15 protein-coding genes are annotated in these 14,291 nt (G+C 33.3%); 1 reads left to right on the top strand and 14 read right to left on the bottom strand.

Going from position 1 to position 14,291, the window contains the following annotated elements; genetic code table 11:
- Positions 1 to 64 precede the first annotated feature (64 nt).
- On the bottom strand, positions 65 to 868 hold the full coding sequence (locus tag B3M86_RS07335) for a M48 family metallopeptidase (RefSeq protein WP_221854344.1): 804 nt from the start codon (positions 866 to 868) through the stop codon (positions 65 to 67).
- 10 nt (positions 869 to 878) lie between these two features.
- Entirely contained in the window at positions 879 to 3,434 is a 2,556-nt protein-coding gene (mutS, locus tag B3M86_RS07330; RefSeq protein WP_291076651.1) for a DNA mismatch repair protein MutS, read from the bottom strand.
- A gap of 80 nt (positions 3,435 to 3,514) precedes the next feature.
- Here mutS and B3M86_RS07325 point away from each other — a divergent pair, with 80 nt between their 5' ends.
- Entirely contained in the window at positions 3,515 to 4,045 is a 531-nt protein-coding gene (locus B3M86_RS07325) for an RNA methyltransferase (RefSeq protein ID WP_125348748.1), read from the top strand.
- Between the two features lie 53 nt (positions 4,046 to 4,098).
- On the opposite strand, the gene B3M86_RS07320 is transcribed toward B3M86_RS07325, so the two are convergent.
- The 12 genes from B3M86_RS07320 to B3M86_RS07265 all read right to left on the bottom strand — a co-directional run bounded on the left by B3M86_RS07320 (position 4,099) and on the right by B3M86_RS07265 (position 14,240).
- Positions 4,099 to 4,551 (bottom strand): GNAT family N-acetyltransferase, encoded by a 453-nt coding sequence (locus tag B3M86_RS07320; protein ID WP_115001464.1) that lies wholly within the window; start codon positions 4,549 to 4,551, stop codon positions 4,099 to 4,101.
- A 235-nt stretch (positions 4,552 to 4,786) separates the two neighbouring features.
- On the bottom strand, positions 4,787 to 6,154 hold the full coding sequence (locus B3M86_RS07315) for a deoxyguanosinetriphosphate triphosphohydrolase (RefSeq protein ID WP_286494676.1): 1,368 nt from the start codon (positions 6,152 to 6,154) through the stop codon (positions 4,787 to 4,789).
- 79 nt (positions 6,155 to 6,233) lie between these two features.
- On the bottom strand, positions 6,234 to 6,566 hold the full coding sequence (locus tag B3M86_RS07310; protein WP_221854340.1) for a hypothetical protein: 333 nt from the start codon (positions 6,564 to 6,566) through the stop codon (positions 6,234 to 6,236).
- 17 nt (positions 6,567 to 6,583) lie between these two features.
- On the bottom strand, positions 6,584 to 7,396 hold the full coding sequence (locus B3M86_RS07305) for a TPM domain-containing protein (protein ID WP_280036030.1): 813 nt from the start codon (positions 7,394 to 7,396) through the stop codon (positions 6,584 to 6,586).
- Positions 7,377 to 7,817 (bottom strand): TPM domain-containing protein, encoded by a 441-nt coding sequence (locus tag B3M86_RS07300; protein ID WP_291066886.1) that lies wholly within the window; start codon positions 7,815 to 7,817, stop codon positions 7,377 to 7,379. Before B3M86_RS07300 ends, B3M86_RS07305 begins: the two co-directional genes overlap by 20 nt.
- Positions 7,818 to 7,822: 5 nt before the next feature.
- Complete coding sequence (locus tag B3M86_RS07295) at positions 7,823 to 8,425, bottom strand: LemA family protein (protein ID WP_180904995.1); 603 nt, start codon at positions 8,423 to 8,425, stop codon at positions 7,823 to 7,825.
- Between the two features lie 114 nt (positions 8,426 to 8,539).
- Positions 8,540 to 9,007: an ABC transporter ATPase gene (locus tag B3M86_RS07290; protein WP_125348739.1), complete on the bottom strand. Its 468-nt coding sequence runs from the start codon at positions 9,005 to 9,007 to the stop codon at positions 8,540 to 8,542.
- A 180-nt stretch (positions 9,008 to 9,187) separates the two neighbouring features.
- On the bottom strand, positions 9,188 to 9,979 hold the full coding sequence (locus B3M86_RS07285; protein ID WP_038332021.1) for a (Fe-S)-binding protein: 792 nt from the start codon (positions 9,977 to 9,979) through the stop codon (positions 9,188 to 9,190).
- 39 nt (positions 9,980 to 10,018) lie between these two features.
- Positions 10,019 to 10,447 carry an LNS2 domain-containing protein gene (locus B3M86_RS07280; RefSeq protein WP_125348737.1) on the bottom strand — a complete coding sequence of 143 codons (429 nt, stop codon included), beginning with the start codon at positions 10,445 to 10,447 and terminating at the stop codon, positions 10,019 to 10,021.
- A 71-nt stretch (positions 10,448 to 10,518) separates the two neighbouring features.
- Positions 10,519 to 11,844, bottom strand: coding sequence for a (Fe-S)-binding protein (locus B3M86_RS07275; RefSeq protein ID WP_185144083.1), 1,326 nt, complete (start codon positions 11,842 to 11,844; stop codon positions 10,519 to 10,521).
- 54 nt (positions 11,845 to 11,898) lie between these two features.
- On the bottom strand, positions 11,899 to 12,873 hold the full coding sequence (locus B3M86_RS07270; protein ID WP_291048766.1) for an MlaD family protein: 975 nt from the start codon (positions 12,871 to 12,873) through the stop codon (positions 11,899 to 11,901).
- A 59-nt stretch (positions 12,874 to 12,932) separates the two neighbouring features.
- Positions 12,933 to 14,240 (bottom strand): N-acetylmuramoyl-L-alanine amidase family protein, encoded by a 1,308-nt coding sequence (locus B3M86_RS07265; RefSeq protein WP_291079001.1) that lies wholly within the window; start codon positions 14,238 to 14,240, stop codon positions 12,933 to 12,935.
- Positions 14,241 to 14,291: the final 51 nt, after the last annotated feature.

Here is a 14,291-nt window from a genome sequence, read left to right as displayed (position 1 = left end):
TAAAAAAAGCGAATCAATTTATCAAATTAACTCGCTTATATTTTACAAATGAATAAAAACTATTCTATTTTCCTTTATACGGACTTGCATTGTAATATGCTAAAGCAGTTGGTAAGGCTTCCTTTATTTTAGCCATACGCGTCGCATCCGAAGGGTGAGTACTCAAGAATTCTGAAACTCCTGCATTTCCACTTTTCGCCGCCATACGTTCCCAAAAAGGAATTGCTTGAGAAGGATCATAACCCGCCATCGCCATTAAATACAATCCTGTAACATCAGCATCTAATTCCATTTTACGAGAATAGTTTAGTAAACCAACTTGTGCACCTACAGGATATAATTGTTCAAAAACTTTTGCATATTCTGCATTTCCAATGGATCCACCAACTATTTGTCCTAAACCTTGTGCGGCCATTTGCTGAGAAGCTTGCTCCGCACTATGACCAGCCAAAGCGTGACCAATTTCGTGACCTAAAACAACAGCCAATCCCGTTGCATCTTTGGTAACAGGTAAAATTCCTGAATAAACAGCAACTTTACCTCCAGGCATACACCATGCATTTACTTCGTTTGCATTTAACAACGTAAATTGCCATTGGTAACCTTGTAATTGAGAAGATATTCCCTTTTCTTGATAATATTTTTCAGCGGCATATTTTAAACGTTCCCCTACTGTTTGCACCATTTTAGCATCGGCAGTACCTGTAATTACTTTCCCTTGTTTAAGAACCTGAGAATATTGGTTGTAAGCTGTCGGAAATAAATCTGCATTAGAAACTAATGACAACGATTTACGTCCGGTAACAGGGTTTGTAGCACAAGAAGCTAATACTAAAGCTCCTGCTACGGTTAAAATTATTTTCTTCATATTTTTAAGTTTATTTACCAAGTTTCTTTTTGATTTCGTTCAATTTCATCAATGCTTCAACAGGTGTTAACGTATTGATATCTGTGTTCAGAATTTCTTCTCTTATAGAATCTAAAATTGGATCATCTAACTGAAAGAAACTTAATTGCATATTGTCTTGCGTTATTTTCTCCGTTTTGTTCGAGATTCCTTCATCTGTTTTCGTCGCTTCCAAAACTTTCAACACATCATTTGCTCTGTCCACCACTCGTTTTGGCATCCCAGCCATTTTAGCAACATGTATACCAAAACTGTGCTCACTTCCTCCTGGAACTAATTTTCTCAAAAATAATATTGTATCTTTTGTTTCTTTGATACTAACATTAAAGTTTTTGATACGTTCCATCGATTTTGACATTTCATTCAATTCATGATAATGCGTTGCAAACAATGTTTTTGGTTTCAAGGCACTTTGATGTAAAAATTCTGCAATTGCCCATGCAATCGAAATTCCATCGTAAGTCGAAGTTCCTCGACCAATTTCATCCAATAAAATCAAACTTCGTTCCGAAATGTTATTTAAGATACTTGCTGTCTCATTCATTTCGACCATAAATGTCGATTCACCTGATGAAATATTATCTGAAGCACCAACTCGAGTAAAAACTTTATCAATGATTCCTAAATCTGCAGCTTGAGCTGGAACAAAACTTCCCATTTGCGCCATCAAAACAATCAAAGCAGTTTGACGTAAAAGCGCCGATTTACCAGACATATTTGGTCCAGTAATCATAATAATTTGCTGATGATCCGAATTTAACTCAACATTATTCGACACATATTGTTCACCAATTGGTAATTGTTGCTCAATCACAGCATGACGACCTTCTTTTATATTTAGTTCAAAACCATCATTAAGAGAAGGTTTTGTGTAATTATTTTTCTCTGCTATTTCTGCAAAAGTTGACAAAACATCCAAAAATGCAATTGCTTTTGCCGTTTGTTGAATCGGTAAAAGTTTAGTGATAATTTCTTGTAACAATTCAATAAATAATTGATTTTCTATAGCAAGAATTTTTTCTTCTGCACCAAGAATTTGTGTTTCGTACTCTTTTAATTCTTCGGTAATATAACGCTCTGCATTCACCAAAGTTTGCTTACGAATCCATTCTTCTGGCACTTTATCTTTGTGCGTATTTCGAACTTCAATATAATAACCAAACACATTATTGAATGCAATTTTCAAGGACGAAATTCCAGTTCGTTCTGTTTCGCGTTGACACATTTGATCCAAATAATCTTTTCCAGAAAACTGAATTTTTCGTAATCGATCCAATTCTTCTGAAACACCTTCTCTAATTACATTTCCTTTTACAATTTGATGCGGAGGCTCGTTAGAAAGTGTATCAAAAATCTTTTGTGTTAAATGATCAATTGGTTCGATTCGAGAAAATAAATCTGCAACTTCTTTGATATTCGATTGTTCAGCAACTTCTTTTATTTCTTCCGAAATTTTCAAACTTTGTGCTAATTGTTGCAATTGACGAGGTGTAATTTTACCTGTCGAAACTTTTCCAGCCAAACGTTCTAAATCGGTTAATTGACCTAATTTTTCTCGCAAATCGTAACGTAAATCTCCAAATTTGTAGAAGTATTCGACAATATTTTGACGACGTTGAATTGATTTCAAATCTTTCAACACCATTACCATCCAACGATTCAACAAACGTGCTCCCATCGGAGTTTTGGTATCGTCTAAAACATTTAATAACGTAACACCTTTTGGATGTGGAGAATAAACCAATTCGAGATTGCGAATCGTAAATGGATCCATCCACACAAAACTATCTTGATTAAGACGCTGAATAGATGTTAGATGCTGAATTTCGAAGTGATGTGTGTCATCCAAATAAGCTAAAATTGCACCCGCAGAAATGATTCCATCTTTTAAATCCTCAATTCCAAAACCTTTTAGATTCTTAGTTTTAAAAAGATTGGTTAATTTATCAACTGCAAAATCATATTGAAAAGCCCAATCATCCAACAAAAATTTACTTTTGACATCAGAAAAATTATATTTAACACGTTTTTGGTAAATCACTTCACTTGGTCGAAACGATTGAATAATTTTCGCTACTTGATCTTCTTGTCCTTCCGAAACCAAAAATTCTCCTGTCGAAACATCTAACAACGCAATTCCAAAAGCTTTATCACCTTGATGAACAGCCATCAAAAAGTTATTCGATTTTGACGATAAAACCTCATCTTGCAACGCAACACCAGGCGTTACCAATTCTGTAACACCACGTTTTACGATACCTTTTACCATCTTTGGATCTTCGAGCTGATCACAAATTGCAACGCGTAAACCGGCTTTCACCAATTTCGGTAAATAAGTATTCAAACTATGATGAGGAAACCCTGCCAAAGCACTATTATCAGAACCATTGGCGCGTTTTGTTAAAACTATATCTAAAATGCGAGAAGCTCGCACAGCATCTTCTCCAAATGTTTCGTAAAAATCTCCCACACGGAACAACAACATTGCATCAGGATATTTCGCCTTGATGGTGTTATATTGTTTCATTAGAGGAGTTTCCTTATTCTTTACTACTTTTGTCAAATTATTATAAATTTTGAACAGCTAAGTTAGTTAAAAACGAAGTGATGAGAAAACTAAAATTAGACGAATTAGGTCGCGTTTCTGCGGAAGAATATAAAGCTATTGAAAAACACCCGATTGTTGTGGTGTTGGATAATGTGAGAAGTATGCACAATGTTGGTGCAGTTTTTAGAACTTCGGATGCATTTTTAATTGATAAAATTTATTTGTGTGGAATTACAGCAACTCCACCTCATAAAGAAATTCATAAAACGGCCATTGGTGCAGAAAATTCTGTTGATTGGGAATATGTGAAAGATTCGAATGAATTGGTTGCTAAATTAAAAGAAGATGGTTATCAAATTGTAACGATTGAACAAACGGAAGGTTCTGTTTTGTTAAATGAATTTGAAGTTGACCAATCTCAGAAATATGCAATTGTGATGGGAAATGAGGTTGATGGTGTGCAACAATCAATCATTGATCAATGTGATACGTGTATCGAAATTCCACAATCAGGAACAAAACATTCGCTTAATGTTTCGGTTTGTACAGGAATTATTTTATGGAAATGGTATGAAAGTTTTATGAAATAGCGTTAAGCAAAAATATAAACTCCAACTTTTCATCAAGTTGGAGTTTTTTGTTATTAAAAATTCACCGAAACATTAATCCATTCTGGATCAAAATCTGCGTTATATTTTTTATAGAAATTAATTGCAGGTTCATTCCAATCCAGAACTTGCCAAACCATTCCGTGGTAATTATTCGCTTTTCCATAAACAATTAATTCATCCAATAATAATTTACCAATTCCAGAACCGCGCATTTTTTCGGTTACAATCAAATCCTCCAAATATAATCTGCGTCCTTTCCAAGTCGAATAACGATCGTAATGCAACGCAATTCCTTCCACATTTCCGTCCACTTCTGCAACCAAAGAACCCCAAACTGGTTTATCTCCAAACCCGCATTCTTCCATTTCTTCTAAGGTTACCGTTACTTCGTCTGGTGCTTTTTCGTATAAAGCTAATTCGTGAATTAACTCTAAAATTCGAGGACAATCTTCTTTTCTTGCTTCTCGTATTGTTACATTTTTCATTATTGTGTGATGTTATTTAGTTATTCGTTATTCGAGACTAGAAATTAGTTATCTAGTTTACGAAACGTAGAATTCATTATTTTTTGTCATTCTGAATATAGCTTCAGCGAAATGAAGAATCTATAGATTCCTCCATTCGTCGGAATAACAAATTCGCTAATTTTTGATGAGATACTGAAACGAGTTCAGCATGACAATTTCTCTAAATTCGAGCTTCGTATTTCTAACTTCGTACTTAAATCGTCATTCCAATTTCGATTCCTTTGATACGACGATATAATTCTGTTGCGTAATTATCAGTCATTCCCGAAACATAATCCAAAATTCCCATTACCTTTTGATACTTTGTTCCTTTCTCATATAAAAACTGAGCAGGAACTAAACGCAAGGCTTTTTTCTCAAACGTTTTGCGTTCTTTTTCATCTTTTAAAATTGGAGGAATAAATTGCGAAAGCAATTCTGACATTACATTATAACCTGCATTTTCAATTTCGAGAACAGAACGATGATTATAAATATTTTCAATCGAGAAACGTTGAATTTCGTCTAAAACTCGTTTCGTTACTTGTTCCGTTTCATTTTTAATCACATCTAATAACGCCGTTTTAAATTCTCCTTTTACAATTTGATCAAAATTATTTTGGTAAACCTCAACTGATTTTTGAGTCAATAAATTAATTGATTTTGCACGTAAATACGCAATTCGATCATTTTTATCTGAAATAGATTTTAGTGTATTTTTTGTTTTATCAATTTGAGATGGATCTAAAGATTCAACTAAATTCAAAAATAATTTTCGGCATTTATCATGATCAATAATTCCTAAACGTTGCGAATCTTCGACATCGATAATCGAATAACAAATATCGTCAGCCGCCTCTACCAACCACACAAACGGATGTCGCTTGTAAATAATTGGTGAATCTTGTTCCAAAATCATATTCGTTTTTTCAGCAATTGTTCGGAAAGCTTCCTTTTGCGCCTGAAAAAATCCAAATTTCTTACGATGCAATTGATTTTTATCTTTTGCAACCGATTCACATGGATATTTTGCAATCGCAGCCAATGTTGAATACGTCAAACGTAAACCACCTTCCGATTTTCCGTTTTGTTGTTGTGTTAAAATTCGAATTGCATTTGCGTTTCCTTCAAAATTGATTAAATCAGCCCATTCGGCTTCAGTAAAATATTGTTTCAAATCTGTTTCATGGCGATCAAAATAAGAAGCAATTGCATCTTCGCCCGAATGTCCAAAAGCTGGATTTCCGATATCGTGACACAAACATGCCGCTGAAATAACATCGTGAATACTATATTTATAAAATTCTTGTGATTCTTTTGTTAATTTATAATTTTCGGAAATAAACTTTCCTACCAAATTTCCCATCGAGCGTCCAACAGACGAAACCTCTAACGAATGCGTCAATCGATTGTGGACAAATACACTTCCTGGCAAAGGAAAAACTTGCGTTTTGTTCTGCAAACGACGAAAGGCAGACGAAAAAATAATACGATCATAATCACGCTGATATTCTGATCTCGCATCCGACGTATCGTTTGTATTGCTGCGTTGATTGGTGTAAATATGATTGAGAAGTTCCATAAACTGATTTAGAAAACGAATTTAACGAATAATGTTCAGTCATAAAAAAATCCGAACGGTTTCGTTCGGATTTTTGGGTTTATTCGTGAAATTTTAAAAGATTTTTCATTCTTTCTGTAATATATTCATCTTGAAGAAAATTTGCTTCATTAAAGTTTAAATCAAACTTATATTGAACAGCTAACTCTTTTAGAATTTCAATTTCAGCTTTTATCTCTCCTTCAAACCAGTTGTCCCAAGCAAACAAAATTATTTTTTCATTTTTAGCTAATTTGTAAAAGTCGAAATCAATTGATTTATCAAAAATTTCATCATCATATTCACAAATAATTTTCCATTTATCTTTTACTAATTCATTAATAATTAAATAAAAAATATCAGTTTCAATATTTGTGACAATTTTAAAATTCATTAATCAAAATAGTATTTCTACCAACTACCAGATGCTCCTCCGCCTCCGAAGCTTCCGCCTCCGAAACCACCAAAGCCGCCTCCGCCACCAGATGATCCACCCCAAGAACTACCTCCTGAGCCGAAACCTCCGCCACCGAAAACAGAACTTCCTGTGTTCATAATGATAATATCATCTAACAAACTTCTTCGTCTGCCACCATTTCCTCCATTATTTCCTCCTTTACCTTTCGAAATAATAATAAAGATAAAAATGAAAAATCCTATGGCAAAAATCAATGCAAGCCAATCCATTTCTGGTTCTTGCGATTTTGGTTTGTCTTGCTTATATTTTCCTGCAAAAGCTTGAAAAATAGAATTGACTCCAGCATTTATTCCACCAGCATAATCACCTTGTTTGAAATACGGAATAATAACATTGTCAATAATCGATTTGTTGACACTTGGCGGTAAATAAATTTGAGCTCCATAACCTGTTCTAATCGTAATCTTACGATCTTGTTCACTTAAAACAATTACAACTCCATTATCTTTTCCTTGTGTACCAACTTTCCATTTTTCACCAATATCATTTGCAAACATTTCTAACGGATAACCATCTAGAGACTTCACTGTTAATACCAAAATTTGAGTAGATGTTGAATCATCATAGGCTACTAATTTTCGTTCTAATTCATCCAATTGCATTGCATCAAAAACATGTGCATAATCTTGCACAAGCTTTTTAGGCGGATGTTCCATCTTCACCAATTCATCCGGTGTCTGCCCAAAAACGGTTAAAATTGAAAGAAAAAAAGTTAGAAAAAAGTATTTAACTGTAGCTAATTTCATCTGGTAATTCGTTTGTATCATCCTCTTGATAAGGAAAATATTTTTTAAGTGCTTTGCCTGTTTTTTTTATTCCTTCACAAAGCCCTTTTACATAATGTTCTTTTTTGAAATGCTTGATGACCTCTTCTTTTATATCATCCCAAAAATCATCTGGTGTCACTTGATCAATTCCTTTATCACCAATAATTGTAAAGTTATGATCGGTTGGTGAAACATGAAACAACACACCATTTCTATCTTTGGTTTTGTGCATTTCCAATTGCTCGAAAACTTCTAAAGCTTTGTCAAAATGATTGGGAGAAGATTCGAATTCAATATGAACTCGAATTTCCCCACTTGTATTTTTCTCCGCTTTTTGGATGGCTTCGATTATTTTTTTTTCATCATTAGAGGAAAGAAATTTATGTTTCTTATTTCCCATAATGATTAGAATTCTACTTTAGGAGCATTCTCAGATCCTGCAGCAGCTTTGAAATAACCTTTTTTCGTAGCACCTGTAAAACCAGCGATTAAGCTGTTAGGGAAAGTTACAATCATGTTGTTAAATTTCTCTGCAGCATCGTTGTATTTTTTTCTTTCAAATAAAACTTCTTGTTCGATAGAAGATAATTCTGCTTGTAAAGAAGTAAAGTTTTGATTGAATTTAATATCTGGATATTTTTCAACAGAAACCAATAAGCGGCTTAATGTAGATCCTAATTGATCTTGAGCTTGTTGAAATTTCGCAATATTTGCATCTGTTAATTGACTTGGATCATCAATTTTAATTTGATTAGAAGTCGCTTTTGCACGTGCATCAATCACAGCTGTTAACGTTTCTTTTTCCATATTCGCAGCACCTTTTACCGTGTTCACTAAATTTGGAACTAAATCTGAACGTTTTTGATATGTATTTTCTACATTCGACCATTGTTTTTGCACACCTTGGTCTGTTGTTTTGATCGTATTCGAAACTCCAATTCCCCAGAAAACGATTCCTGCAAGAAGTAAAAGAATCACTCCGCCAATAAGACATCCTTTGTTTTTCATAGTATTTTTAATTTATTATTACGTAAAAATAGTGTTTTTTAAACAATATTTTATCAAAAATAAAACCGAGCTTATTTCTAAACTCGGCTTTAATATTTTTTGGATTTTAAGCGTTTAATTTAATAATGTTTTCGCCCAACTTTCTTCAATCGGTAATAACCAATTTTGCTTAAAATCATTCAAAGAAGAAATTCCATTATTGAAAACTTTTACATTTTTGATTTCTCCTTCTTTTACTTTTTGTTTGAATGTTGGTAATTTTTCGATAAAAACTTCCTGTTCATTTTCATACGAAACTAACATTCTGTTCAATAAATCGAACGAATAATCTGCATCAATTTCGCGTACGATTTTCGTTAATTTATCGATAGAACAACCACTTGCTGTCGCTTGATTTTCGTCTACACCAACTACAATAAATTGATCATAAGGTAAATCAAAATCAGCTAAAAGTTCAGCGCCATGCGCATTCCAATCCGCTATAAAAGTATTTAGTTTAGCTGTAATAGCTTGCTTTTCTTCTGTTGAGAATTTACGATTGGCTTGAAAAATCCAAATTCTTGAATCGTCTGCTAAATTCATTTTCTCTTTGTTTAAAATTTGTGTTTCAAAGATACGGAAATTTTAGATGTTAGATGTTAGATGTTAGATGTTAGATGTTAGATGTTAGATGTTAGATGTTAGATGTTAGAAAGCTAAAATTTTTACATAAAAAAGCCATCTCAAAGAGATGGCTTTTTTATATTATTTTTATAAATTCGATTATAAATCTTTCGCTTCCATAATCAATTCAGCTAAGTCTTTTACCATAACCGTTGATTCTTTTTCGAAGTGTTTTACACCGTCTGTCATCATTGTATTACAAAATGGACAACCTGTTGCGATAATGTGCGGCTCTTTCTCTAAAGCCTCTTCTGTACGTTCTACATTGATGTCTTTGTTTCCTTTTTCTGGTTCTTTGAACATCTGCGCTCCACCAGCACCACAACATAATCCACGTGTTTTGCAACGTTTCATTTCGACTAATTCGGCATCTAATTTTTCGATTAATTCGCGAGGCGCTTCGTACACATCGTTACCGCGACCTAAATAACAAGGATCGTGGAAAGTGATTCGTCTTCCTTTGAACGTTTCAGAACCTTCTAATTTCAATTTACCTTCGTTGATTAACTGCTGTAAATATTGAGAATGATGCAAAACTTCATACTCTCCACCTAAACTTGGATATTCATTTTTCAACGTATTGAAACAATGTGGACAAGTTGTAACGATCTTTTTCACTTCGTAAGCATTCAGAACTTCAATATTCATCATAGCTTGCATTTGGAAAACAAATTCGTTACCAGCACGCTTTGCAGGATCACCTGTACACGATTCTTCTGTTCCTAAAACGGCGAATTCTACGCCAATATTATTTAAAATTTTAACGAATGCTCGTGTTATTTTTTTAGCTCTGTCATCAAAACTTCCGGCGCAACCAACCCAAAACAAAACTTCTGGTTGTTTGCCTTCGGCCATATATTGAGCCATTGTTTTAACTGTAATATTTGACATATTTTTTTGTAGTCTTTGTGTTATTTGAATGGATTTAGTTTAATGTTTTCCATCATCAAAAACTTGAATCGAAACATTTTTTTCAACCAAATCTGTAAATTTACCATTGTATCGTGTCGCTTTTACTAAATGGTTGTCAACCCAATGATAATTTCCTCCACGAGGTTTTCCCATTAAAAGTCCATGGTATTTGAAACCATGTTTTTTCAACCAAATTTCTGTGTACTCACGATGTTCTTCTGTACGTGATGTAAAAAATGTGATAATATGTCCTTCGTCGTACCATTTGTTTAATGTTTCTAAAGCATCTGGATATAATTCTGCTGTTAGCATACGTTCTGGTTCTTCGTTTGGAATATCATCGCAAATTGTTCCATCAATGTCAATTAAATAATTTTTAACATTTTCTGGTAAAATAGGACTTACTCTTTCTCCGTTTTCAATTTTTTCCTCTAAGAAATTTTCCATGTGTGCTGTGTTTGTGTGTTATGTACAAAAATTAATAGTTCTTTGAGAATGAGTAATTGTATTTTACAATTTTAATCGTTTGCCCAATTCAATCTATCCGCATTGTTAAATTGCCAAGGAGCTCCATTGTTTTCGACATTTGTCATCATCATGTTCAACTCGTTTGGTGCAGCAGATTGTTCCATTACCAAATAACGACGTAAATCAACAATAATTGATAACGGATCGATATTTACTGGACAAGCCTGTGTACATGCATTACAAGATGTACATGCCCATAATTCTTCTGGTGAAATGTAATCGTTGACAAGCATTTTACCATCATCCACAAAACTTCCGTTTGCATCGATGTTTTTACTTACTTCTTCTAAACGATCACGAGTATCCATCATAATTTTTCGAGGAGATAATTTTTTCCCTGTCAAATTTGCTGGACATTCAGATGTACAACGCCCACACTCCGTACATGTGTAGGCATTCAATAATTGTACTCTGTTTAAATCAAAAATATCTTTTGCTCCAAATGTTTCTGGCTCTCCCTGTGGTTCGGCAGGTGCTGCGTAAGGATCTGCATTTGGATCCATCATCATTTTTACCTCATCTGTTACAGATTGTAAATTATTGAATTCTCCTTTTGGTTCTAACTTAGAAAACCATGTATTTGGAAAAGCCAAAATGATGTGTAAATGTTTTGAATAATACAAATAATTTAAGAAAAAGAAAATTCCGATGATATGAAACCACCAAGCTGCTCTTTCTATAATTGTAATAAATGTGATGTCGTTGAATTGACTAATAATTGGTGCTGTTAACCAAGAAGAAATTGGAAAAGATCCTGTTTCGATATAATGAGGTGCACCCATTTTTTGTAACACTTGATCTGCACCATTCATTGTAAATAAAGCCAACATAAATGCAACCTCCATAATTAGGATATAATTAGCATCGTCTTTTGCCCAGCCTTTCATTTCTGGTTTCCAAAAACGTCCAACTTTTACAAAGTTTCTTCTACAGAAGAAAATGATACACGAAACCATCACCAAAAAGGCTAAAATCTCGAAAAACCCTATCATTCCGTTATAGAAACCTCCTAAGAAACTTAGAATACGGTGTGTTCCGAATACACCATCGATGATAATTTCTAATACTTCGATATTGATTAAAACAAATCCTACATAAACAAAAACATGTAGAATACCAGCAAGAGGACGAACAGTCATTTTACCTTGTCCTAAAGCCACACGAGCCATCGTTTTCCACCTTTCCGCAGGATGATCGAAACGATCTATTTCTTTCCCTAATTTGATGTTACGTATAAGTTTCTTTACGTTTTGCGCAAAGAACCAAATACTTCCTATCATAATTAGAAGAAAGATTACATTTGGAATGTACTTCATCATTTTTTATTAGTCTTTTTGTGAGTTTTGAGTATTTAAATTTTAGTTTTGATTTTATGGCTGAACTGGTTGCTTTTTACCAAAAACAGAGATGTTCACATAACGACTTGGGTTTTTCTTTAAGTCTGTTACCAATTCATTCATATTTTTGATTGTTGCTTCAAGTTCGTTAGCAAGCGTTTCATCTTTTGCTAATTTTCCTAAAGAACCTTTTCCATTATTCATATCTTCTAACAATGTATTTAAGTTTTTAGACGCATTTTCAAAATTCTTAATCACTTGATCTAATTCTAACGCGTTTAATTTATCCGCAGTTTTTCCAAATTTGTCAACCGTAGCTTTTGCAGAAGCCATTGTAGCACTTGCATTGTTAAGCGTTGTGTTCAATGTCTTTTCGTTTGTTTTGATCAAATTATTTGCACTATTTGATGTTGCAGTCAACGATTGCGCTGTTTTGTCGAACGAATCAATTGTATGATTCAAGTTTCTCAACATTGCTTTAATATCTTGTTGAGTTGACGGATCCAAAACATTGTTTACACTTCCTAATGTTTGATTAAAACTTAATAAAACACTATCTAACTTTGCTTGTGTTGGCGTTAATTGTTTCGTCAAACCATCTAACATTCCGCCTGCAATACGACCTTGTAAATAATCACCATCTTTTGCTACATCTGGTCCATAGTCTAATAAAAGTCTAACTTCTGGTCCAGACATAATTCCTGGTTCGTAAATTTCTACAATTGTTTTTTTCGAAAATTGAATATCTTTTTCGACAGAAATCACGACTTCAAAATAGATAGGTTTTGCAGTATCTATAATTTTAATTTCTTTCACCTGACCAACTCTCAAACCGTTTACAGAAACAGGTTTAGAAGGAGCTAATCCGCTTACATTTTCGTATTTTACAGTAAACAAACGTCCTGATGAAAAAATATTTTGACCTTTTAAGAAATTGAATAGCATGAAAAAACCTACTAAGGTTAAGATGGTAACAACTCCTATTTTTAATTCTTTAGATAACTTCACTTGTTATGATTTTATGCAAAAATAAAATTTAATTTGTAAAGAAACATTTTATATTACGTTTACATTGGTTCTTCACCATTAAATGTAACGATAAAGGCGTTTCTAAAACCTTTGTCTTGTACTTGTTTCAATGTTTTTTGAGCAGATTCCATTGTTTTATCAGAGCCATAATAATATTTCTGAAGTCCACCTTCTTTTACTCGCAACACATTTGTCAATCCATTAAATTTTTCGTCTTTGTCTTTATATTTTTTATTTGATGTCATAAACTGAACACGATAATTTTTACCACCTTCTAATTTTTTATTCGTTTCAAATTCTACAATTTTTGCACCAGAAAATCCTTTACGTTTTACCGTTTGCAACAAATCATCTGCACGAGATTGTAAATCTGTTTCTCCGTAATAATACACGTAATTATCACCTTCCTGAATTACATCTAAATCTGTTAAACCTCTTAATTGCGGCGAAGTTGAAGAAAATTTCATTTTAGACTCCATTACCCTTACCTTCAATTTTTTTCCTTCTACAGGTTTTTCAACTTTTTTAACTGGTTTAGGTTTTTCGTCCTCGTCCTCTACTCCACTTCTACGATCATATTCTTTTTTGAATTGTTTAAAAGCTTCATAAATTGTAGTCGTCGTTTTATCTTTTCCTTCGTCTGATGCTAAAAATGTTCCTTCATCATAATTCGAAATAAATCCTAACTCTACCAAAACAGAAGGAGAAGCATTTCCTCTCAACACGTGAAAATTTGCTTGTTTAACACCTCTACTTTTTCTGAAATCACGATTTACGAAACCTTTTTCTACCAAATCTGCAAAACGAATAGATTGTTCTTTATAAGCTGCATTCATAATCTCAAAAGCGATAACCGCTTCCGGATCATTTGGATTAAATTTTTCGTAACGTTCTTGATCTTTCTCTAAAAACACAACCGAGTTTTCACGTTTAGAAACTTCATCTGTTTCGTTAGATCGTTTCAATCCCATTACAAATGTTTCTGTTCCTGTTGCGCTTTTGTTATCAGCCGAATTACAGTGAATCGAGACAAATAAATTCGCATGATTATCATTTGAAATTCGTGTACGTTCCCATAATTCTAAAAAAATATCTGTATCACGTGTTAAAACAACTTTAACATCTTTGTGATTTTTCTTAATTAACTCCGCTAATCTTTTCGAAACATCTAACGTGATATTCTTTTCATAATCAGCGACTCCCCTTGCTCCAGCATCATGTCCACCATGACCAGCATCAATAACAATTACAAAATTTTGCTTTTTTTGTGCAAATGAAAATGTAGAAAATACCATCATCATCGCAAAAAATAAATACTTTTGTATGTTAATCATTTTTAAACTCATACTATAGGTTTGTTTTTTTGATTAATTTTGACGCAATTTATAAAAAATAAG

Origin of the sequence: Empedobacter sp. UBA6305 (assembly GCF_002440405.1) — a bacterium.
GTDB classification, from domain to species: Bacteria; Bacteroidota; Bacteroidia; order Flavobacteriales; family Weeksellaceae; genus Empedobacter; species Empedobacter falsenii_B.
This window is presented reverse-complemented; position numbering and strand designations above follow the sequence as displayed.

Excerpts from the sequence above, each read along its gene's own strand:
- B3M86_RS07335 (WP_221854344.1), bottom strand. The coding sequence starts at position 868 with ATGAAGAAAATAATTTTAACCGTAGCAGGAGCTTTAGTATTAGCTTCT.
- mutS (WP_291076651.1), bottom strand. The coding sequence starts at position 3,434 with ATGAAACAATATAACACCATCAAGGCGAAATATCCTGATGCAATGTTG.
- B3M86_RS07325 (WP_125348748.1), top strand. The coding sequence starts at position 3,515 with ATGAGAAAACTAAAATTAGACGAATTAGGTCGCGTTTCTGCGGAAGAA.
- B3M86_RS07320 (WP_115001464.1), bottom strand. The coding sequence starts at position 4,551 with ATGAAAAATGTAACAATACGAGAAGCAAGAAAAGAAGATTGTCCTCGA.
- B3M86_RS07315 (WP_286494676.1), bottom strand. The coding sequence starts at position 6,154 with ATGGAACTTCTCAATCATATTTACACCAATCAACGCAGCAATACAAAC.
- B3M86_RS07310 (WP_221854340.1), bottom strand. The coding sequence starts at position 6,566 with ATGAATTTTAAAATTGTCACAAATATTGAAACTGATATTTTTTATTTA.
- B3M86_RS07305 (WP_280036030.1), bottom strand. The coding sequence starts at position 7,396 with ATGAAATTAGCTACAGTTAAATACTTTTTTCTAACTTTTTTTCTTTCA.
- B3M86_RS07300 (WP_291066886.1), bottom strand. The coding sequence starts at position 7,817 with ATGGGAAATAAGAAACATAAATTTCTTTCCTCTAATGATGAAAAAAAA.
- B3M86_RS07295 (WP_180904995.1), bottom strand. The coding sequence starts at position 8,425 with ATGAAAAACAAAGGATGTCTTATTGGCGGAGTGATTCTTTTACTTCTT.
- B3M86_RS07290 (WP_125348739.1), bottom strand. The coding sequence starts at position 9,007 with ATGAATTTAGCAGACGATTCAAGAATTTGGATTTTTCAAGCCAATCGT.
- B3M86_RS07285 (WP_038332021.1), bottom strand. The coding sequence starts at position 9,979 with ATGTCAAATATTACAGTTAAAACAATGGCTCAATATATGGCCGAAGGC.
- B3M86_RS07280 (WP_125348737.1), bottom strand. The coding sequence starts at position 10,447 with ATGGAAAATTTCTTAGAGGAAAAAATTGAAAACGGAGAAAGAGTAAGT.
- B3M86_RS07275 (WP_185144083.1), bottom strand. The coding sequence starts at position 11,844 with ATGAAGTACATTCCAAATGTAATCTTTCTTCTAATTATGATAGGAAGT.
- B3M86_RS07265 (WP_291079001.1), bottom strand. The coding sequence starts at position 14,240 with ATGAGTTTAAAAATGATTAACATACAAAAGTATTTATTTTTTGCGATG.